The 19,616-nt window shown below is 71.7% G+C and carries 17 protein-coding genes; 7 read left to right on the top strand and 10 right to left on the bottom strand.

The genetic code is table 11. The features are described from left to right. The first annotated feature begins 142 nt into the window (after positions 1–142). The 3 genes from AB0O01_RS30375 to AB0O01_RS30365 all read left to right on the top strand — a co-directional run bounded on the left by AB0O01_RS30375 (position 143) and on the right by AB0O01_RS30365 (position 1,978). Complete coding sequence (locus tag AB0O01_RS30375) at positions 143–1,105, top strand: zinc-binding dehydrogenase (RefSeq protein WP_365318317.1); 963 nt, start codon at positions 143–145, stop codon at positions 1,103–1,105. Positions 1,106–1,202: 97 nt separating this feature from the next. Next, on the top strand, positions 1,203–1,412 hold the full coding sequence (locus tag AB0O01_RS30370) for an HTH domain-containing protein (protein ID WP_355740603.1): 210 nt from the start codon (positions 1,203–1,205) through the stop codon (positions 1,410–1,412). Next, positions 1,412–1,978: a Clp protease N-terminal domain-containing protein gene (locus tag AB0O01_RS30365; protein WP_365318394.1), complete on the top strand. Its 567-nt coding sequence runs from the start codon at positions 1,412–1,414 to the stop codon at positions 1,976–1,978. The genes AB0O01_RS30370 and AB0O01_RS30365 overlap by 1 nt, the downstream gene beginning before the upstream one ends. Before the next feature lie 88 nt (positions 1,979–2,066). Here AB0O01_RS30365 and AB0O01_RS30360 read toward each other — a convergent pair whose 3' ends face one another. Continuing rightward, positions 2,067–3,179: a helix-turn-helix transcriptional regulator gene (locus AB0O01_RS30360; protein ID WP_365318315.1), complete on the bottom strand. Its 1,113-nt coding sequence runs from the start codon at positions 3,177–3,179 to the stop codon at positions 2,067–2,069. 1 nt (position 3,180) lies between these two features. After that, entirely contained in the window at positions 3,181–4,215 is a 1,035-nt protein-coding gene (locus AB0O01_RS30355) for a DUF4097 family beta strand repeat-containing protein (RefSeq protein WP_365318313.1), read from the bottom strand. A gap of 302 nt (positions 4,216–4,517) precedes the next feature. Between AB0O01_RS30355 and AB0O01_RS30350 the strand changes: the two genes are divergently transcribed. Further along, positions 4,518–5,426: a hypothetical protein gene (locus AB0O01_RS30350; protein WP_365318312.1), complete on the top strand. Its 909-nt coding sequence runs from the start codon at positions 4,518–4,520 to the stop codon at positions 5,424–5,426. Between the two features lie 27 nt (positions 5,427–5,453). Here AB0O01_RS30350 and AB0O01_RS30345 read toward each other — a convergent pair whose 3' ends face one another. Continuing rightward, positions 5,454–5,636: a DUF6104 family protein gene (locus AB0O01_RS30345; protein WP_365318310.1), complete on the bottom strand. Its 183-nt coding sequence runs from the start codon at positions 5,634–5,636 to the stop codon at positions 5,454–5,456. A 167-nt stretch (positions 5,637–5,803) separates the two neighbouring features. Between AB0O01_RS30345 and AB0O01_RS30340 the strand changes: the two genes are divergently transcribed. Further along, entirely contained in the window at positions 5,804–6,118 is a 315-nt protein-coding gene (locus AB0O01_RS30340; protein WP_365318308.1) for a hypothetical protein, read from the top strand. A gap of 540 nt (positions 6,119–6,658) precedes the next feature. Here AB0O01_RS30340 and AB0O01_RS30335 read toward each other — a convergent pair. The 6 genes from AB0O01_RS30335 to AB0O01_RS30310 all read right to left on the bottom strand — a co-directional run bounded on the left by AB0O01_RS30335 (position 6,659) and on the right by AB0O01_RS30310 (position 14,939). Then, complete coding sequence (locus AB0O01_RS30335; protein ID WP_365318306.1) at positions 6,659–10,501, bottom strand: multifunctional oxoglutarate decarboxylase/oxoglutarate dehydrogenase thiamine pyrophosphate-binding subunit/dihydrolipoyllysine-residue succinyltransferase subunit; 3,843 nt, start codon at positions 10,499–10,501, stop codon at positions 6,659–6,661. A 295-nt stretch (positions 10,502–10,796) separates the two neighbouring features. Further along, positions 10,797–11,924 (bottom strand): HAMP domain-containing sensor histidine kinase, encoded by a 1,128-nt coding sequence (locus AB0O01_RS30330; RefSeq protein ID WP_365318304.1) that lies wholly within the window; start codon positions 11,922–11,924, stop codon positions 10,797–10,799. Then, on the bottom strand, positions 11,921–12,664 hold the full coding sequence (locus tag AB0O01_RS30325; RefSeq protein ID WP_365318303.1) for a response regulator transcription factor: 744 nt from the start codon (positions 12,662–12,664) through the stop codon (positions 11,921–11,923). Before AB0O01_RS30325 ends, AB0O01_RS30330 begins: the two co-directional genes overlap by 4 nt. A 113-nt stretch (positions 12,665–12,777) precedes the next feature. Further along, positions 12,778–13,485, bottom strand: coding sequence for a spermidine synthase (locus tag AB0O01_RS30320; protein ID WP_365318301.1), 708 nt, complete (start codon positions 13,483–13,485; stop codon positions 12,778–12,780). A 263-nt stretch (positions 13,486–13,748) separates the two neighbouring features. Then, positions 13,749–14,255, bottom strand: coding sequence for a YfbM family protein (locus AB0O01_RS30315; protein ID WP_365318299.1), 507 nt, complete (start codon positions 14,253–14,255; stop codon positions 13,749–13,751). Positions 14,256–14,264: 9 nt separating this feature from the next. Continuing rightward, a complete protein-coding gene (locus AB0O01_RS30310; protein ID WP_365318297.1) occupies positions 14,265–14,939 on the bottom strand; it encodes a GNAT family N-acetyltransferase in 675 nt (224 codons plus the stop codon). A 241-nt stretch (positions 14,940–15,180) separates the two neighbouring features. Here AB0O01_RS30310 and lon point away from each other — a divergent pair, with 241 nt between their 5' ends. Together lon and AB0O01_RS30300 are read left to right on the top strand one after the other, a co-directional pair. Further along, positions 15,181–17,622, top strand: a complete 2,442-nt coding sequence (gene lon, locus AB0O01_RS30305) for an endopeptidase La (RefSeq protein ID WP_365318295.1) — start codon at positions 15,181–15,183, stop codon at positions 17,620–17,622. A 517-nt stretch (positions 17,623–18,139) separates the two neighbouring features. Continuing rightward, the gene (locus AB0O01_RS30300) at positions 18,140–18,550 is read left to right on the top strand and encodes a MarR family transcriptional regulator (protein ID WP_365318392.1); all 411 of its coding nucleotides are present in this window, start codon (positions 18,140–18,142) and stop codon (positions 18,548–18,550) included. 61 nt (positions 18,551–18,611) lie between these two features. On the opposite strand, the gene AB0O01_RS30295 is transcribed toward AB0O01_RS30300, so the two are convergent. Further along, positions 18,612–19,400, bottom strand: coding sequence for a protein phosphatase 2C domain-containing protein (locus AB0O01_RS30295; RefSeq protein ID WP_365318294.1), 789 nt, complete (start codon positions 19,398–19,400; stop codon positions 18,612–18,614). Positions 19,401–19,616: the final 216 nt, after the last annotated feature.

Below are 19,616 nucleotides of genomic sequence, written 5' to 3'. Positions count from 1 at the left end.
CTCCTGAAAGCGGCGCGGAGTTCCTCGCGCCCCTAGAAGCGCAAGACAGGGCGTTGCCCCACTGGCCCTTTGTTGGCAAGGGGGTGTGGGTCACAGAGTGGGGTGGTTCCTCGGGGGGAGAGGGCGACCTATCGTCGGCTGCATGTTCGCTGTCTACGCCGCCCGTACCGACCGTGACCGACCGCTCGACGGACTGGAACTGGGGGAGCGGCCCGCTCCCGGGGTTCCGCCGGGGTGGACCGTCGTCGACGTCAGGGCCGCCTCCCTCAACCATCACGACCTCTGGTCCCTGCGCGGCGTCGGTCTCCCGGAGGACCGGCTGCCGATGATCCTCGGCTGTGACGCCGCCGGGGTCGACCAGGACGGCAACGAGGTCGTCCTGCACTCCGTCATCGGGCAGACCGGGCACGGCGTCGGACCCCGGGAGCCGCGCTCCATCCTCACCGAGCGCTACCAGGGCACCTTCGCCGAGCAGGTCGCCGTACCCGTCTGGAACGTGCTGCCCAAGCCCCCGGAGCTGTCCTTCGAGGAGGCCGCCTGTCTGCCCACGGCCTGGCTGACCGCCTACCGGATGCTGTTCACCAACGCCGGGGTGCGGCCCGGGGACTCGATCCTCGTGCAGGGCGCAGGCGGCGGGGTCGCCACCGCCGCCATCGTCCTCGGTCGGGCCGCCGGGCTGCGGGTCTTCGCCACCAGCCGGGACGAGGCCAAGCGCAAGCGGGCCCTGGAGCTGGGGGCCGTCGAGGCGGTCGAGCCCGGTGCGCGGCTGCCGCAGCGGGTGGACGCGGTCATCGAGACCGTCGGGGCGGCGACCTGGTCGCACTCCGTCAAGTCGCTGCGGCCGGGCGGCACGATCGTCATCTCCGGCGCCACCAGCGGCGACCGCCCCTCGCACGCCGAACTGACCCGGGTCTTCTTCCTGGAGCTGCGGATCGTCGGCTCCACCATGGGCACCCGGGACGAGCTGGAGGACCTGCTCTCGTTCTGTGCCGCCACGGGGGTCCGGCCCGTCATCGATCAGGTGCTGCCCATGGACCGGGCCCGGGAGGGGTTCGAGCGGATGGAGTCGGGGGGGCTGTTCGGGAAGGTGGTGTTGCGGGGGTAGGGCCGGGGGTCGGTCGTTCCCCGGAGGGGCGGTGTGCATGGTCGTGCGGTGTCAACGTTGGTTGACGTGGTCTCGGGTGTCAATGTAGGTTGACGTCATGACCGAAGCAACGGATCTCGCGCAACGGGCCGGTGATCGTGACCCGCGGGTCGGGCTGAGGGCCGTCGCCGCGTTGCGCAGGCTGCTGGAGCAGTTGGAGGCGGTGCAGGTGCGCGGTGCGCGCCAGCAGGGGTGGTCGTGGCAGGAGATCGCCGCGGAACTCGGCGTCAGCCGGCAGGCCGTGCACAAGAAGTACGGGAGGCGATGATGTTCGAACGGTTCACCCGGGACGCCCGCGCGGTCGTCACCGGGGCGGTCGAGGAGAGTGAGCGGGCGGGGGCCGGGAGCGTCGGCACCGAGCATCTGCTGCTGGCCCTCGCCGAGCGGTCCGGCGGCAAGGGCTCCTTCGCGCTCGCCGCCCTCGGGGTCGGCGACCGGGGCGAGTCCCTGCGGGCGTCGCTGGCCGACGCGCGGCGCCTCGCCGGGCTCTCCAAGGCCGAGACGGACGCCCTCGCGGGGCTCGGCATCGATGTCGCCGAGATCGTCTCCCGCGTCGAGGAGGCGCACGGCGCCGGTGCGCTGACCGGCGACCGGCACGACGGGCGCTGGTGGCGGGGGCGCCGCTCCTTCAGCCGCCCCGCCAAGGACGTTCTCGAACAGTCCCTGCGGATCGCTCTCGCCCGGCACGAGCGGAGCATCGGCGACCATCACATCCTGCTCGCGCTCACCACGGGACGCGGGGTCGTCGCCGAGGTGCTCGCCGACCACGGGGTCACCTTCGAGTCGGTGACGCGGGTGCTGGGGGGTGGGGGAGGGGAGCGGGCGGTGGGGTGAGGGGGGAGGGGTGTGAAGGGGGGAGGGATGGGGGTGGGGTGGGGGTGGGGTTGTCGGGTGCCCCCACCCCTCGCTCGCGCCCTCGGGTCTACGTCCCCTGCCCCCTCAGCAGTGCCCCGATGTGTGCCGCCGCTGTCGACAGATGGCGGCGGCTGTCGCGGAGTTGGGCCGGGGTGACGCCGTGGTCGCGGGCCGCGTCGCGGATGTCGTCGCGGAAGCGGTCCAGCAGGCGGTCCAGGTCACGGGCCGGGTCGCCGGTCGGCGGCTCGTCGGCCCAGGCGGGGCGCTCGGTGCCGGGGGGGATGTCCCCGGGGGCGCGGGTGTCGTGCTGCTCGGGTGCCCCGTCCTCCGGTGCTGAGGCGGAGGAGGCTGCCGGGCCGGAGGGCGCTGTCGCGTCGGACGGGACGGTCGCGTCGGACGGCGTCCGCTTGTCCGAGGCGCGGCCGAAGCCGAAGTCGCGGCCGAAGTCGCGGCCGAAGTCCTTGCCGAACTCGCCGAACTCCTTCGCCAGTTCCGTCAGGCCCTCCCGCACTCCCGTCGGCCAGTCGCCGCGCGTGAAGTGGTCCTGGACCTGCTCCTGCACCCGGCGGACGATCCGCTGGACCTCCTCCTGCGCCTGCGCGCGCGCCCGGTCCTGCGCCTCCTTGGCCTGCCTCCTGGCCCGCTGCGCCTCCTCCCGTGCCCGTCGGCTCTCGTCCTTGGCCCGCCGCGCCTGTTCCTTCCACTCCTGCTTCACGCGCCGCATCTCCTCCTCCTTGGCGAGCCATGCCTCCTTCTCGGCGGAACTCGCCGGGCGCATGGAGTCCCCGTCGTGCCGGGTCCCGTGCGCCGCCGCCTGCATCTCGCGCCGCAGCTCACCCGCCGCCCCGCGCACATCCGCCCGGATCTCCGCGGCCAGCTCCGCCACCGACTCCCGGATCTCCAGCTCCAGATCGGCCAGTTCGCCGCTGCGGGCGGCCAGTTCGGCGCGGCCCGCGTCCGTGATGGCGTACACCTTCCGGCCGCCCTCGGTGGTGTGGGTGACCAGGCCCTCGGCCTCCAGCTTGGCCAGCCGGGGGTACACCGTGCCCGCCGAGGGCGCGTACAGCCCCTGGAAGCGCTCCTCCAGCAGGCGGATCACCTCGTAGCCGTGGCGCGGGGCCTCGTCGAGCAGCCTCAGCAGATAGAGCCGGAGCCGGCCGTGTGCGAAGACGGGGGGCATGTCAGAGCACCTTCTTGTCGGTCGTGCCGTCCGCCGGGCCGGTGTTGTCGCCGGTGTCCTGGCCGGAAGCGGCATTCTCCCTCGTGGTGGCCCCCGATGTGTCCTGCGGTGAGTCGTCCCGTGGTGAGTTATCGCGTGGTGAGTTGTCGCGTGGTGAGTTGTCGCGTCGTGACTCGTCTCGTGGTGACTCGTTCTGTGGTGGCTCGTTCTGCGGTTCCGCGGTGTCCTCCTCCGTCGGAGGGCGGCGCAGGAGGGCGATGGAGCCGGAGACCGTCGTCGCCTTCAGCCTGCCGTTGCCCGCGCCGAGGCGGCCGGTGATCCGCTTGGCGCCCCACTGGCCGCCCACCCGCAGATCCTCGAAGGCGTTGGAGACCTGCCCGCTCGCGGTGTTGGCCTCCACCTCGGCGTCGGCCGGGTGCGGCAGCCGGATGGCGATCTCGCCGGAGACGCTGGCCAGGCTGATGTCCGTCGGACGGCTCGTCGGGTCCAGGTCGACGATCATCGAACCACTCACCGAGTCCGCCTTCACCGAGGAACCCGCCTCCACGACCGTGAGGTCCCCGGAGACCGAGTTGAACCGCAGATCGCCGCTGAGCGCCTGCGCGTCCAGGCTCCCGGAGACCGTGTCGGCCCGGACCGGGCCGGTGAGCCCGACCAGCGTGGCGTCCCCGGAGACGCCCTTGACCTCGGCGCGGCCCTCGATCCCCGACACCACGGCGCTGGCGCTCACCACGCCCACCTCGACGCGCGTCCCGGCCGGCACCGCCAGTGAGACGACCGCGCTGCGCTGCCAGCCCTTGCGGTCGAGCCAGCGCAGGAAGCTCTTCCAGGGGAGGTCCTCGTAGGCCACCGTGAGGGTGCCGTTGTGCTCGGTGACGATGAGGGGCGGGCCGTCGATCCGGGAGATCTCCAGCCGCGTGGAACTCTCGTCGGTGCCCACGACGTTCACCGTTCCACTGACGATGCGTACCTGAAGCTTGCGGACGGGTGTGTCGAAGGTGAGCTTCCTCGGCTCACCGACGGACCACTCGGACATGGTGCAGACCTCCTCGACCGGGCCGGACCGCACGCGCGACCGGACGGGGCATGACCCTCGGACGCCGCCCCGGGACGGCATCCGACACGCCATATCGTGTCTCTCGTGCTATTCACGATATATCGCGGAAACGGAAAGTCAAGACAGTCGCGGATGTCCGGTACCGGGCGGACCGGCGCCCGCGGTACCGGATGCGCCTCGGGTCCGTGCCGGGGCCGCCCCGAGCGCGCCGAATGGGTCCGGAGTCCACCGAATGGGCCCTGAGTCCGCCGAATCGGACAAATTGCCCTAGCGTGAGCAACATGCCGTCGGAAGATCTCGCGCCGAGCGCCCGCCCCGGCCCCGCCGCCCCCGGCGCCGTGCTGCTCTGCCGCGCCCCCGCCGACTCCGTCGCCCTGGTGGCCGCGCTGCTGCCCGAGCCGCTGCTCCTCACCGCCGCCGGTGAGGGCTGGAGCGTGCTGGTGCCCGAGGGGCGTGCCTGGGCGGACGGCGCGGAACCCGTCGACCGGGTGGCCACCGGCTGGGCCACCGCGCTCGCCGTCGGCACCCCCTGGCCGGTCCTCGCGCTGTGGTGGGACCGGGACCGCGCCGGGTACACCCTGGCCGCCGGGTTCCGCCGCCCGGTCGGCTACGTCTGGCTCGCCGACGGCACCCCGGCCGGTGAGGACGAGGCCATGCGCACCTTCGCCGCCAAGCTGGGCCTGGATCCGGTACTGGATGTGCAGTCGCTGGACCGGCTGGCCGAGCCCGACCCGGCGTCCGACGCCCGCGCGCGGCTGCGCGGACTGCTCGCGGTGCTGTCCCGGGCCGGGGTCCGGCTCCCCGCCGGGCTCACTCCCGGCGCCCCCACCGCCGATCTGCGCACGGCCCTGCGCGACCGGCCCGGCGTCCGGCGGATCGACCGCGAGACGCTCCGCGAGAGCGCCCGCGAGGAACTCCACGCCCTCGGGGAGGGGCTCATCGGACCCCGGCTGCCGTCGCGGTGGCCCTCCTCCCCGTCCCCCTCCCCGCTCTCCTGCCTGCCTCCGTACCTGCCGTCGTCCGGGGGCCCCGCGGCACGGGCGCTCGCCCTCGCGCAGATCGCCCTCGGCCTCCCCCTCGCCGTCCGGGGCCTGCGCCGCCGCAGCCCCGGCTGGCTCACCGTGGGCGGGCTCCTCCTCGCCCACGGCACGCTCGCCCTCGCCTGCGAACTGACCCGCCCCCGCGACTAGGGGTTTCCGACTCCACAGGTCAGTTGCTCAGTCGTCCTCGTCCTCGTCGTCCAGGCGGGCCAGCCAGGTCGCCAGGCGCTCCACGGGGACCTCGAAGTCCGGGTTCAGATCCACGAACGTCCGCAACTGCTCGGCGAGCCATTCGAAGGTGAACTCCTCCTCGCCACGCCGCTTCTCCAGTTCCTCGATGCCTCGGTCGGTGAAATACATGCCTCCAGAATATGCGCCACCTGGCCGGTAAACGGTCTCCCTGTGCCACCGCGCGAAGGGCTGGCCTCGTCGCGGTGCACCAGCCCGCCGAGCCGTACCGGGCGGGCACGGGTCGGGGGAATCATGGAAGAGACGCTGCGCGAGATCACGCTGCCCCGGGAGCACATGTGCTGCTCGGCCGGATCGGCGCGGGGCGGGGACGAGTTCCGGGTGCGCGGCCCGGGGCTGCACCCGTACCGCGCTCCCTGCACACCACCGTCCGCGACGCCGTGCCGCCCACCGGGCTCGGGTCCTCCGGGCGGGCCGGTGCCGTCACCCCGTACCCGGAGCATCCGGTCGTGCTGCTGGGGCTGGAGCCGCTGGACGACGACGCCTCCCGGGTCTACTGGACGCTGCGCGTGGACGACGGCGGCGAGGACAGCGACGTACCCCGGGACGGGGACACCACCGGGCCCGGGGTGGAGCCGGCGAGGGGGCCGTGAGGCCGGTGAGGGCGGTGAGATCTGTGGGGTCTCCCTCGCCCCGCACCGGTCGGTCCTGGAGGCATGGAGCGCCCTCAGCGGCGGACGCGACCCGGCGACGCTCGAAGCCGCCCTCGGTACTGCCTGGACCCTGCGCCTGGTCGGCCGGTACGGCGAGGCCCTCGACATCCAGGAGCCGAACTTCCGCCGCTGGGTCGAGGAGTACGGCCGCAACCACGGCCAGACCCTCAGCCTCGCCGCCGGACTCGCCCAGGATCTCGACGCCGCCGGACGCCCGGCGGAGGCGGTGGCGGTCCGCGAGGGCGCGGTGTCGGGACTGACCGACACCTACTCCGCCGTGCACAGTCAGGTACTGCACGTGCTCGCCGGGCGGCGTCCCTACTGGGACTCCGAATCGGAGGTGATCTGCCCCCCGGCACCGGACAAGGGCACGGGAAAGGGCCCGGCCCCCGGAGTTCCCCGGGGGCCGGGCCCTTCAGCACGGCACCGCGCTCAGCGGCTAGCTCACGCCACTTCCGCAGGGCACGCCGTGCACGCCGCTCACGCCTCGAACACCTCGCGTACGAGCTGCTCCTGCTCCGCCTGGTGGCGCTTGGCGGAACCGACCGCCGGGGACGAGCCGTGCGGGCGGGAGATCCGCCGCAGCCGCTCGCCGTGCGGGACGTCCGCGCCGACCGCGAGATCCAGGTGGTCGATCAGGTTGAGGGCGATGAACGGCCAGAAGCCCTGGTTCGCCGGCTCCTCCTGCACCCACAGATACTTCTCGGCGCCCGCGTACTTCTTGATCTCCGCCTGGAGTTCGGCACCCGCCAGCGGGTACAGCCGCTCGATCCGGATGATCGCGGTGTCGGTGACGCCCCGCTTCCTGCGCTCCGCCTCCAGGTCGTAGTAGACCTTGCCGGCGCAGAAGACGACCTTGCGCACGGCCGCCGGGTCGACGGAGTCGTCGCCGATGACCGGGCGGAAGTGGCCCGTGGTGAACTCCTCCGCCTTGGACGCCGCCGCCTTCAGCCGCAGCATCGACTTCGGGGTGAAGACCACCAGCGGCTTGTGGTGCGGGTTGTGCGACTGCCAGCGCAGCAGGTGGAAGTAGTTCGACGGCAGCGTCGGCATGGCGACCGTCATGTTGTTCTGCGCGCAGAGCTGGAGGAACCGCTCGGGGCGGGCCGAGGAGTGGTCCGGGCCCTGGCCCTCGTAGCCGTGCGGCAGCAGCAGCACGACGCCGGAGGTCTGCGCCCACTTCTGCTCGGCCGACGAGATGAACTCGTCCACCACCGTCTGGGCGCCGTTGACGAAGTCGCCGAACTGCGCCTCCCACATCACCAGCGCGTCCGGGCGGGCCAGCGAGTAGCCGTACTCGAAGCCCATGGCCGCGTACTCGGAGAGCAGCGAGTTGTAGACGTTCAGCCGGGCCTGGTCCTCGGCGAGGTACTGGAGCGGGGTGTACTCCTCGCCGGTCTCGCGGTCGATGATCACCGCGTGGCGCTGGCCGAAGGTGCCGCGCTGGGAGTCCTGCCCGGACAGCCGCACCGGCACGTTCTCCAGGAGCAGCGAGCCGATGGCGAGGGTCTCGCCCATGCCCCAGTCGATGGTGCCGTCCTCGACCATCGCCGCCCGGCGCTGGAGCTGCGGCAGCAGCCGCGGGTGGACGGTGATGTGCTCGGGGATGTTGACCTGGGACTCGGCGATCCGCTTGACCACCTCGGAGGTGATCGCGGTGTTCACCTGGACCGGGAACTCGGCCTGCGGGTCGGGCGTCTCGACCGCGGCGGGCTGCGAGGTGGCCTCGCGGACCTCGGTGAAGACCTTCTCCAACTGGCCCTGGTAGTCCTGGAGGGCCTGCTCGGCCTCTTCCAGGGTGATGTCACCGCGGCCGATCAGGGACTCGGTGTAGAGCTTGCGCACCGAGCGCTTCTTGTCGATCAGGTCGTACATCAGCGGCTGGGTGAAGGCCGGGTTGTCCGACTCGTTGTGCCCGCGGCGGCGGTAGCAGATGAGGTCGATCACCACGTCCTTGTTGAACGCCTGACGGAACTCGAAGGCGAGGCGCGCGACACGCACCACGGCCTCCGGGTCGTCGCCGTTCACATGGAAGATCGGGGCCTCGATCATCCGGGCCACGTCCGTCGCGTACATCGAGGAGCGCGAGGACTCGGGGGCGGCGGTGAAGCCGACCTGGTTGTTGATGACGATGTGGACCGTGCCGCCGGTGCGGTAGCCGCGGAGCTGCGACATGTTGAGGGTCTCGGCCACCACGCCCTGGCCCGCGAAGGCCGCGTCGCCGTGGATTGCCACCGGCAGCACCGTGAAGTCCGTGCCGCCCTTGTTGATGATGTCCTGCTTGGCGCGGGCGACGCCCTCCAGGACCGGGTCGACCGCCTCCAGGTGCGAGGGGTTGGCGACCAGCGAGACCTTGATCTGCTCGCCGTCCAGCCCGGTGAAGGTGCCCTCGGCGCCCAGGTGGTACTTCACATCGCCCGAGCCGTGCATCGACTTCGGGTCGAGGTTGCCCTCGAACTCCCGGAAGATCTGCGCGTACGACTTGCCGACGATGTTGGCCAGCACGTTCAGCCGGCCGCGGTGGGCCATGCCGATGACGACCTCGTCCAGGCGCGACTCGGCGGCCGAGTCGAGGACCGCGTCGAGCAGCGGGATGACGGACTCGCCGCCCTCCAGGGAGAACCGCTTCTGCCCGACGTACTTGGTCTGGAGGAAGGTCTCGAACGCCTCCGCCGCGTTCAGCCGGCGCAGGATGCGGAGCTGCTCCTCGCGCTCCGGCTTGGTGTGGCCGCGCTCCACCCGGTCCTGGATCCACTTGCGCTGCTTGGGGTCCTGGATGTGCATGAACTCGATGCCGGTGGTGCGGCAGTACGAGTCGCGGAGCACGCCGAGGATGTCCCGGAGCTTCATCAGGGCCTTGCCCGCGAAGCCGCCGACGGCGAACTCCCGCTCCAGGTCCCACAGCGTCAGCCCGTGCTCGTTGACATCGAGGTCGGGGTGCTTGCGCTGGCGGTACTCCAGGGGGTCGGTGTCGGCCATGACATGGCCGCGCACCCGGTAGGAGTGGATCAGCTCGAAGACCCGGGCGGCCTTGGTGACGTCGTCGTCGTGGCTGGCGTCGATGTCCTTGAGCCAGCGGACCGGCTCGTAGGGGATGCGCAGCGACTCGAAGATGGCGTCGTAGAAGTCGTTCTCGCCGAGCAGCAGGTTGGCGACCTGGCGCAGGAACTCGCCGGACGCAGCGCCCTGGATCACCCGGTGGTCGTAGGTCGACGTGAGCGTCATGACCTTGGAGATGCCGAGCTTGTTCAGGGTGTCCTGGGAGGTGCCCTGGAACTCCGCCGGGTAGTCCATGGCGCCGACGCCCATGATCACCGACTGGCCGGGCATCAGGCGGGGCACCGAGTGGACCGTGCCGAGGCCGCCGGGGTTGGTCAGGGAGACCGTGACCCCGGTGAAGTCGTCCATCGTCAGCTTGTTGTCCCGGGCGCGGCGGACGATGTCCTCGTACGCCTGCCAGAACTCGAAGAAGTTGAGCGTCTCGGCCTTCTTGATCGCCGCGACCACGAGCTGGCGGTCGCCGTTGGGCTTGACCAGGTCGATGGCGAGGCCGAGGTTGATGTGCTCCGGCTTGACCAGGGTGGGCTTGCCGTCCTTGGTCTGGAACGACCAGTTCATGGCCGGCATGGCCTTGATGGCCTGCACCATCGCGAACCCGATGAGGTGGGTGAAGGAGATCTTCCCGCCCCGGGCGCGCTTGAGGTGGTTGTTGATCACGATGCGGTTGTCGAACAGCAGCTTCACCGGGACCGCGCGCACCGAGGTGGCGGTCGGCATCTCCAGCGAGGCGTCCATGTTCTTCGCCACGGCGGCGGCCGGGCCGCGCAGCGTCACCAGCTCGGGACCGGCGGGCGCGGCGGCGGCGGGAGCGGCCGGAGCCGCCTTGGCCGCCGGAGCCGCCGGGGCGGCCTTGGCGGGGGCCGGGGCGGCGGCGGGCGGCTGCGCGGCGGGCGCGGCCGGGGCCGCGGGCCGGGCGGGCGCCGGGGCCTGCGCGGGGGCGGTCGCGGTCGCGGCGGGCTGCGGGGCGGCCGGTGCCGGGGCGGCAGGGGTCGCCTGCGCAGCCGGTGCCGGGGCCTGAGCCTGCGCGGGGGCCGCCGGGGCGGTGGTGGTGGTCTCCGCTGTCCCGGCCGCGGGAGCGCCCGGCTTGTAATCGGCGAAGAAGTCCCACCAGGCGCGGTCTACCGAATTCGGGTCCTGGAGGTACTGCTGATAGATCTCGTCGACGAGCCACTCGTTCGGCCCGAACGCGGCGGCGGGGTTCTTGCCCGCTTGACCGGCGTCGGTCGAGACACTCGATGCGTTACTGGGGGACTGTGGCGACACGGCGGCAACCGCCCTCTTCCGCTTCACAAGGTGATGGGACAGCGGGAATAAAGGCTACGCCCCCGCGACCGCGAAGGTCAGGTCGGGCCGGTTCATCGTCGCGTAAGTCACATCGCGGGGCGAGTTTCACGGCTGTAAATGGCGGGAAACAAGCGTGGTTCCGCTGTTGGAGAAATGCGTCGGCCCAGGTCCGGCGCGTGTCGCGCCCGTGACCTGCGGTCCGCACGTGCCTGATCACACGTGTCGAGTGACGCCCGCCGGGCTGTCGGCCGGACGTCTCTCGGCAAACTTTACGTCAACTCGGTAGCGCCGGGTCTCCCGGAAGGGTGACAAGGATCCGGCAGCCCCGCTCCGATTCGGCCACGCCGATCCGGCCGCCGTGCAGATCGACCGCCCAGCGCGCGATGGCCAGCCCGAGCCCCGTCCCGCCGTCGCTGCCCGGACCGTGCGGCCGGTTCACCGCACCCCGGTTGAACCGCTCGAACACCTTGTGCCACTCCGAGCGCGGAATGCCGGGACCCTCGTCCAGCACCTCCAGCTCCAGCGACTCCGGGCGGACGCCGCGCCGGGCCCGCAGGGTGACCCGGCCGTGCGGCGGGCTGTGCTTGACCGCGTTGTCGATCAGATTGGCCACCACCTGGTGGATCCGCTCCGGATCGGCGTGCGCGGTCAGCTCCGGCGGGGTCACGTCCAGATGCAGATGGACATCCGTACGGGTGTGGCTGCCGGAGCCGGAGGCCATGCCCGCGCGGGCCGAGGCGACCATGTTGGCCTCCTTCAGCACCCCCGACAGATACGGCCACACCTCGAACCGCCGCTGCTTCAGCGGGACCACCCCGTTGTCCAGCCGGGACAGGTCCAGCAGCGTCTCCACCAGCCGCCCCAGCCGCTCGGTCTGCTTCAGGGCGGTGCGCATGGTCTCCTGGTCGGGCTCGGTGACCCCGTCCACGATGTTCTCCAGCACCGCCCGCAGCCCCGCGATCGGGGTGCGCAGCTCGTGCGAGACGTTGGCCACCAGCTCCTTGCGCTGATGGTCCTGCGCCTCCAGCTCGTCCGCCATCAGATTGATGGTGACGGCCAGATCGCCCAGCTCGTCCCGGCGGTTCTCGCGCACCCGGCGGGTGTAGTCGCCGTGCGAGATCGCCCGCGCCACGGTGTTCATGTCGTCCAGCGGCGCGGTCAGCGAGTGCGCCACGAACTGGGTGATCAGCAGCGTGGCGATCATCGAGAAGACGGTGATGAACCGCAGCTCGGTCTGGGTCCGCACGGCGATCATCGACAGACCGGTGGTGATCAGTACCGAGGTGACCACCAGCGCGCCCAGCTTGGTCTTGATCGAGAACGGCCGTACCCCGCCCCAGGGCTCCTCGCCGGGCCTTCGCTCCCCGGGGCTCCTTCTCGCGGCCGGCCGCCCCCCGCTCATGGCGTCGGGGTCTCCAGCGCGTATCCGACGCCGTGCACCGTGCGGATCCGCTCCGCGCCGATCTTGCGGCGCAGCGCCTTGATGTGGCTGTCGACGGTCCGGGTGCCGGAGGCGTCCGCCCAGTCCCACACCTCGGCGAGCAACTGCTCCCGGGAGAGCACCGCGCGCGGGGTGTTCGCCAGACAGACCAGCAGATCGAACTCGGTGGGCGTCAGATGCACGTCCTCGCTGCGCACCCGCACCCGGCGCTGGGCGTGGTCGATCTCCAGTTCGCCCAGGCGCAGGATGCCGCTCCGCGGCGTGGACGCCGCGAGGGCCGCCCGCTCCACCCGGCGCAGCAGGACATGCACCCGCGCCGCCAGTTCCCGCATCGAGAACGGCTTGGTCATGTAGTCGTCGGCGCCCACGCCGAGGCCGACCAGCATGTCCGTCTCGTCGTCACGCGCCGTGAGCATCAGCACCGGCACCGGGCGCTGGGCCTGCACCCGGCGGCAGACCTCCAGACCGTCGAAGCCGGGCAGCATGATGTCCAGGATCAGCAGATCGGGCTGCCATGCCTCGGCCGTGTCGACGGCCGCCGGACCGTCTCCTGCGGTCTGCACGAGGAATCCCTCGGCGCGCAGCCGGGCCGCGATGGCGTCCACGATGGTCGGATCGTCCTCGACCACCAGGACTCGCCGCTGCGCGCCCGGGGTGGCCGTCGCCGCCGCGCTGCTCTGGGAGGTGTGTGTCTGCTCCATCGCCCGCCCCTGAAGTGTGCTTTTCGGAATCCGTGGGGTGATCCCTCGACTGCGATCGACGCTTGAATGATCCGCGTCAGGTAGGCAGCGTACGGGCAGTCACCGCGGCTTTGCTATCCAGGCAGGACGCCGATGTGCACGACGTCCGGAACTCCCCGGGCAACCGGGACCTCTTCGGTACGCACACGTTGGAATCCGGCATTCCTCAAGGTTCCTTCAAATTCCGGAGAGGGTTTCGCGGACCATACGGCGAGTACCCCCGAGGGGTTCAACACCCTTGCGCAGCTTGCGATTCCGGCCTCCGAATAGAGGCTGTCATTGCCCTCGGTCACGGTCCAGCCGGGCCCGTTGTCGATGTCGAGGCAGAGCGCGTCATAAGTGGCGCACGTCTCATTGACGTAGTCGATCAGATCGGCCCGCACCACCTCGGTGCGCGGGTCGGCGAGGGCCTCGCGGGAGAACTCGGAAAGGGGACCCGTCAGATGCCAGTCGATGACGGCCGGTTCGCGCTCCACCACCGTGATCCGGCCCCATCGGGGATCGGCGGCGGCGTGTGCGAGCGAGAACCCGACGCCCAGTCCGCCGATCAGCACGGCGGGCCGGGGGCGGTCGCCGAGAGCGCCCAGCGCCGCGTCCACCAGCAGCCGTTCGGAACGGCCGTCCGAGGTGTCCATCAGGAAGCAGCCGTTGGCGATGATCTGGAGCAACTCCCCGTGCCGGCGCAGCACGACCTCGCCGTGGGGCCCGTCCCGCCGGTCCAGCACGACCGGGACGTCATCGGTGCCGGGAGGGGACGACGGGGGCGGTGAGGAGAGAGGCATCCGCCCATCCTGTCAGCTTCCTGACGCCTTGCTGACGGAATTTCGCACATGACATTGACGGAGCGTGAACGAACGGGGCCCTCCGGGCGGTCACGGGGGTCTTCGGGTGGGTGACGGGGTTCTGCGGATGGGCGGCGAGGCTTCGGGCGGATGGCGGGGCTCTCCGGGTGGGCAGTGGGGTGCTCCGGGTGGGCGCCGACCCGGGGCGTCGCGGTCCGGTCGGTGTCCCGGCCCTCACCTCCCCTTCCCTCACCCCCGTCCCCTCACCCGATCCACATCACCACCCCCTGCCGGTAGCGGGCGGCGATGCGGAAGAAGCGGGTCAGGTCCTGGTACTCGGAGAGCACCCACTCCAACTCCCCGCCGTCCCGGTCCCAGATGCCCTGGGGGTAGATCTCGGCCGCCGCGAGGTCGGATCCCGCGACGCCCTCCGCCAGCGCTTCGACGGTCAGGTCCGCGAGCGCCCGCGCGGCGGCGCCGACCCGGTCCGGGGTGAGGTAGCGGGGCGGGCCGTGCCCCCAGTCGGAGGCCCCGGGGATGTCCTCCTCGCCGAACACGATGTCCACCGGGAACGCCCTGCGGCGCAGCAGGAAGTCCAGCGCCTGCCAGGTCTTGTCGGTGCTGTGCAGGCGAGGTTCGGGCAGCGGGGACTCCGCCTCGCCCTCCGCCTCGGCCAGTTCGCCGACCCGCTGCTGTGCCCAGTCGGCGTCACCGAGCGCCCGATCGAGATCGGCGGCGCTCAGCCGTACGTACTCTCCGGTCATTCCCATGCGCGGAGATTAGAGGGCGGCACTGACATCGCCCCCGCTCCCGGTGTACCTCGCGCTGGTCAGCGGGGCCACCACGCGCCAGCCCAGCGACTCGTACAGGGCCCGGCCCTCGGAGGTGCCGCCGAGGACGGCGGTGTGGGCGCCGCGCTCGGCGGCGGTGCGGTGCAGGGTGTGCATCACGGCGGTGCCCAGGCCCAGGCGGCGGTGGGCGGGGGCGGTCGCTATCCGGTCGACCACGGCGATGGTGCCGACGGTGGCGATCTGGCCCCGGGCGGCGAAGGAGCCGTCGGCGGCGGCGATCATCATCCGGGTCACCCCGTCCCGCGTCCAGACGCGTGTCCGGTAGCCGTCGGGCAGCGGGCGTCCGGTGTCCGGGCGGCCGGTCAGCCGTACGGACATCAGACAACTGGGATCGGGGTCGATCCACCAGTCGTCGCCCAGCCAGGGGGCGACCCGCGCGGGGTCGGCGAAGATCTTCAGCCAGACGCCCTCGCCCAGCACCGGCCCGGCGACCTTGCGGACCGTCTCCTCGTCCACGGCGTCGCCGATCGTGCCGAGGACATGCCGGGTGGCCTGCTCCGGCAGGCCCACGTCGACGGTCCAGCCCCAGGGCTCGGCCAGGGGCTCCGCCGCCCCGCGCGACACGACCCATCCGGTCACCCAGGCCCGTACGGTCTCGTTCATTCCCTGCCCCCTGTAGTGGTCCCCTGCAATGGTCACTCTTGTAATGGTCACTCTTGAGAAGTGATCATTACTCTAGCGGGGATTCCCGGTGGCCGGAATCCCCCCCCGTGGCCGTCGGTGTTCTGGCACGTCACGGAGGGCGTTCCGGGCGATCGCTCAGAGCGAACATCCGGTGGGGAACAATACAAGGCTCATGAGCATTGAGTCGGCATAGCTCAACTTGACTGCCGAAGGGGAGATCATGGCTGCTGAGTCCGCTGACTACGGGGCGTTCACACCGCTCACCCTGCCCGTGCTGCCGCTCGACGACGAGGTCGTGCTGCCCGGGATGGTGGTCCCGCTGGACCTCAATGACACCGATGTACGTGCCGCGGTGGAGGCCGCGCAGGTCGCCGCGCGGTCGGAGCCGGGCAAGCCCAGGGTGCTGCTCGTCCCGAGGATCGACGGGGTCTACGCCACGACGGGCGTGCTCGGCACGGTCGAGCAGGTCGGCCGGCTGGCCGACGGCGACCCGGGCGCGCTGATCCGGGGGCGGGGCCGCGTACGGATCGGGGCCGGGACGACCGGGCCCGGAGCGGCGCTGTGGGTCGAGGGCACCCGGATCGACGAGAGCGTGCCCGACCCGCTGCCGGGCAGCGTCGCCGACCTGGTGAAGGAGTACAAGGCACTCGCCACGACCTGGCTCCGCAAGCGCGGCGCCTGGCAGGTGGTGGACCGGGTGCAGGCCATCGAGGGCGTGTCCGCGCTGGCCGACAACTCCGGATACTCGCCGTACCTGACCACCGAACAGAAGATCGAACTGCTGGAGACCGGCGACCCGGTCGCCCGGCTGAAGCTGGCCACCCAGCAACTGCGCGACCACCTCGCCGAGCAGGATGTCGCCGAGACCATCGCCAAGGACGTCCAGGAGGGCGTCGACAAGCAGCAGCGGGAGTTCCTGCTGCGCCGCCAGCTCGAAGCGGTCCGCAAGGAACTGCGCGAGCTGAACGGAGACAAGGGCAAGGAGGGCGAGGAGTCCGACGACTACCGCTCCCGCGTCGAGGCCGCCGACCTGCCGGAGAACGTCCGGGAGGCCGCTCTCAAGGAGGTCGACAAGCTGGAGCGGTCCAGCGACCAGTCCCCCGAGGGCTCCTGGATCCGCACCTGGCTGGACACCGTCCTCGAACTGCCGTGGAACGAACGGACCGAGGACGCCTACGACATCCAGGGCGCCAAGGACGTCCTGGACGCCGAGCACGCGGGCCTGGAGGACGTGAAGGAGCGGATCACCGAGTACCTGGCCGTGCGCAAGCGGCGTGGCGAGCGGGGCCTCGGGGTCGTCGGCGGGCGGCGCGGCGGTGCCGTGCTGGCGCTCGTCGGCCCGCCCGGCGTCGGCAAGACCTCGCTCGGTGAGTCGGTGGCCCACGCCATGGGCCGCAAGTTCGTCCGGGTCGCCCTCGGCGGGGTCCGGGACGAGGCCGAGATCCGCGGCCACCGGCGCACCTACGTCGGCGCGCTGCCGGGCCGGATCGTCCGGGCGGTCAAGGAGGCCGGGTCGATGAACCCGGTGGTGCTGCTGGACGAGATCGACAAGGTGGGGTCCGACTTCCGGGGCGACCCGGCCGCCGCCCTGCTGGAGGTCCTGGACCCGGCCCAGAACCACACCTTCCGGGACCACTACCTGGAGGTCGAGCTGGACCTGTCCGACGTCGTCTTCCTCGCCACCGCCAATGTCCTCGAAGCCATCCCGGAGGCCCTGCTCGACCGGATGGAGCTGGTCCGCCTCGACGGCTACACCGAGGACGAGAAGGTCGTCATCGCCCGCGACCACCTGCTGCCGCGCCAACTGGAGCGGGCGGGCCTGGACAAGGACGAGGTGATCATCGACGAGAGCGCCCTGCGCAAGCTGGCCGGCGAGTACACCCGCGAGGCCGGGGTGCGCACGCTGGAGCGGTCGGTCGCCCGGCTGCTGCGCAAGATCGCGGCCCAGCACGAACTGGGGGAGCGGAAGCTGCCCTTCACCGTGACGGACGCGGAACTGCGCGGTCTGATCGGACGGCCGCACCACGTACCCGAGTCCGCCCAGGACCCGGCCGAGCGCCGTACGGCGGTGCCCGGTGTGGCCACCGGTCTCGCGGTCACCGGCGCGGGCGGGGACGTCCTCTTCGTGGAGGCGTCGCTGGCCGACCCGGAGACGGGCGCGGCGGGCCTGACCCTGACCGGTCAGCTCGGCGATGTGATGAAGGAGAGCGCGCAGATCGCCCTGTCCTTCCTCCGCTCGCACGGCGCGGAGCTGGAACTGCCGGTGGGCGACCTCAAGTCCCGGGGTGTGCACATCCACTTCCCGGCGGGCGCGGTCCCCAAGGACGGCCCGAGCGCGGGCGTCACCATGACGACCGCCCTGGCCTCGCTGCTCTCCGGCCGGCTGGTCCGGACGGATGTGGCGATGACCGGTGAGGTGTCGCTGACCGGGCGGGTGCTGCCGATCGGCGGCGTGAAGCAGAAGCTGCTCGCCGCGCACCGCGCCGGGGTGACGACCGTCGTCATCCCCAAGCGCAACGAAGCCGACCTGGACGATGTCCCGGCCGAGGTGCTGGACAAGCTGGACGTCCACGCCGTGACCGATGTCCGCCAGGTCCTGGAACTGGCGCTCGCGCCCGCCACCCACGGGGCGGCGACGCCGGAGGTTCCGGTCGCGGCGTGACGGACGCGACCGGTGCAGGGCAGGGCCCGGGGTCCCGTGAGGGAGGCCCCGGGCCCTCGCCCGTTCCGGACCCCTGTTCCGGGCCCCTGTTCCGGGCCCCTGTTCCGGGTCCCCGTTCCGTTCCGGTCCGGCCCGTTCTGGTCCGTTCTGGTCCGTTCCGGCCCGTTGCGGTCCGGGGCGGAGCCACCCGAGGGTCCCGGCATCCCGATACCCCGACACGCCGGGTACGTCCCATGCCGTGGGCAGGGCCCCGGCGGGGCGGTAGAACGCTACGCACGTAGAACGCCGGAAGGTCAAGGGGAGCCGGTCGCTGCCGTTGGTCTATGCCTGCGAAATACTGACGGAGCCGCGGAGGTGACGGCTCCTGGCGGAACTTCTCATGAACCGGAAACCGGGCAGGGGTACTGACGACGTGCACGAGGACCAGAACGCGGGCGGACAGCGGGGCCAGGCGGGCCCGGCGCCCGATGGCGCGCGCGAGGGCGCGCCCGGTGCTGCGGACCGCGAGTTCCTCGCCCTGGAGCGGGAGCTGACCGTCTTCATGCGCCGGACGCGGGCCAACCAGGGCGAGATGGCCCGGGAGGTCCACCCCGACCTGGAGTCCTCGGCCTATGGACTGCTGGTGCGGCTCGACGAGTACGGGCGGCAGCGGGCCACCGACCTCGCCGCGTACATCGGGGTCGGCAAGGCCACCATGTCCCGTCAGTTGCGCGCCCTGGAGGAACTGGGCCTGGTGGCCCGCGAGCCCGATCCGGCGGACGGCCGGGCCTGGCTGGTCCATCTCACCCAGGAGGGCCGTACCCGGGTCGGCCGGGTCCGCGAGGCCCGCCGCGCCCGGTACGTCAGCAAGCTCGCCCACTGGGACCGCCGCGAGGTGGCGGAACTGGCCCGGCTGCTCCAGCGACTGAACCAGGGGATGGAGAAGTAGGGCCGCTCCTCCTCCCTTTTCTCCCTTCTCTCCTCTCTCTCGTCCCTTCTCTTCTCTCTCCTCACAGCTCCACGAAGACCACCGTCGCGTCGTCGTGCGTCTTGCTCCGCCGCAGCCGCACCCGCTCCTCGGCGTCCGCCCGCTCCAGCGCGCGTACCTGGTCGATCAGGGACCGCGGCCCGTTCTTGCGGACGTTCAGGAACAGATCGGTCCAGTCGCCCTCGTGGAAGGTCTCGGTCCAGCGGGTCGCCCCGTCGGTGAGCGCGGCCAGCGCGCGGACCTCGGCGCGCGGCAGGGTCCCGGTCACCGCCCGTGCGGCCACCGAGGGGTCGGCGGCGGCGGTGAAGAAGCCGCCCTCCTGGTTGCGCAGGGTGGCGTCGGTGAGCGCGGCCGAGGTCAGGGTGGCCCGGGGGACCCGGTCGAGCCGGTCGTCGAGCACCGGGGTGACGCCGCCGTCCGGGGACTCCACCAGCAGGGCCGAGTCGGAGAGAACCAGGTATTCGATCTTCGAATCGGTCCAGCGGGCGGTGACCACGGTTGCCTGCGGAGTGCGGGGGTGAGAAAGGTCACAGGTTTCCCTGTGTGCGGAAGCGGTACGCGCGATGGCGAGCGACAGGGCTTCCGTGAGGGGGACATCCGGTAGTGAAACGGTCAGTTCGGTCAGGGCCCCGCCCAGGCGCGCGGTGTACCACGGGACGGAATGCGCGCAGCCCGTCCCGTCCGGCGGCGGCGTCACCCCGTCGAGCACCACGAGTGAACCGCCCTGTCCGCACGCGGGTAGTCCGACGCTCGCGAAGTCCTCGTTGGGCCGAGCCCGGTCGCCGGGCTCCGATACCAGTTCCGTACGCATTCCGTCAGTCTGCACCACCCCTTCACAAGCTGCGCGAAGGGGCGACAACCTCTGCCCGCGCGGCACGGCCCCGCAGGTCGGGCGCCGGTTTTGGTGGGTAATGCAATGGTCTGGAAACCGGTGACGGCGAATCCTGTCAAAGTGCGTCCCCGACGTCCAACTGGCGCGCGTGAGCCACCCGTCCGCACACGCCGGAGGAACTTGCCCGCCAACTCC

It is taken from the genome of Streptomyces sp. NPDC093252 (assembly GCF_040683675.1).
Classification (GTDB): Bacteria; Actinomycetota; Actinomycetes; order Streptomycetales; family Streptomycetaceae; genus Streptomyces.
Note: the sequence above shows the minus strand (reverse complement) of the source record. Positions and strands in the feature narration are given on the sequence as shown.

What these genes read in the sequence shown, in the direction of transcription:
- AB0O01_RS30320 (WP_365318301.1), bottom strand. Translation starts at nt 13,485, where the DNA reads ATGCCTCTCTCCTCACCGCCCCCGTCGTCCCCTCCCGGCACCGATGAC.
- AB0O01_RS30310 (WP_365318297.1), bottom strand. Translation starts at nt 14,939, where the DNA reads ATGAACGAGACCGTACGGGCCTGGGTGACCGGATGGGTCGTGTCGCGC.
- AB0O01_RS30295 (WP_365318294.1), bottom strand. Translation starts at nt 19,400, where the DNA reads ATGCGTACGGAACTGGTATCGGAGCCCGGCGACCGGGCTCGGCCCAAC.
- lon (WP_365318295.1), top strand. Translation starts at nt 15,181, where the DNA reads ATGGCTGCTGAGTCCGCTGACTACGGGGCGTTCACACCGCTCACCCTG.
- AB0O01_RS30325 (WP_365318303.1), bottom strand. Translation starts at nt 12,664, where the DNA reads ATGGAGCAGACACACACCTCCCAGAGCAGCGCGGCGGCGACGGCCACC.
- AB0O01_RS30345 (WP_365318310.1), bottom strand. Translation starts at nt 5,636, where the DNA reads ATGTATTTCACCGACCGAGGCATCGAGGAACTGGAGAAGCGGCGTGGC.
- AB0O01_RS30360 (WP_365318315.1), bottom strand. Translation starts at nt 3,179, where the DNA reads ATGCCCCCCGTCTTCGCACACGGCCGGCTCCGGCTCTATCTGCTGAGG.
- AB0O01_RS30350 (WP_365318312.1), top strand. Translation starts at nt 4,518, where the DNA reads ATGCCGTCGGAAGATCTCGCGCCGAGCGCCCGCCCCGGCCCCGCCGCC.
- AB0O01_RS30315 (WP_365318299.1), bottom strand. Translation starts at nt 14,255, where the DNA reads ATGGGAATGACCGGAGAGTACGTACGGCTGAGCGCCGCCGATCTCGAT.
- AB0O01_RS30370 (WP_355740603.1), top strand. Translation starts at nt 1,203, where the DNA reads ATGACCGAAGCAACGGATCTCGCGCAACGGGCCGGTGATCGTGACCCG.
- AB0O01_RS30365 (WP_365318394.1), top strand. Translation starts at nt 1,412, where the DNA reads ATGTTCGAACGGTTCACCCGGGACGCCCGCGCGGTCGTCACCGGGGCG.
- AB0O01_RS30355 (WP_365318313.1), bottom strand. Translation starts at nt 4,215, where the DNA reads ATGTCCGAGTGGTCCGTCGGTGAGCCGAGGAAGCTCACCTTCGACACA.
- AB0O01_RS30330 (WP_365318304.1), bottom strand. Translation starts at nt 11,924, where the DNA reads ATGAGCGGGGGGCGGCCGGCCGCGAGAAGGAGCCCCGGGGAGCGAAGG.
- AB0O01_RS30375 (WP_365318317.1), top strand. Translation starts at nt 143, where the DNA reads ATGTTCGCTGTCTACGCCGCCCGTACCGACCGTGACCGACCGCTCGAC.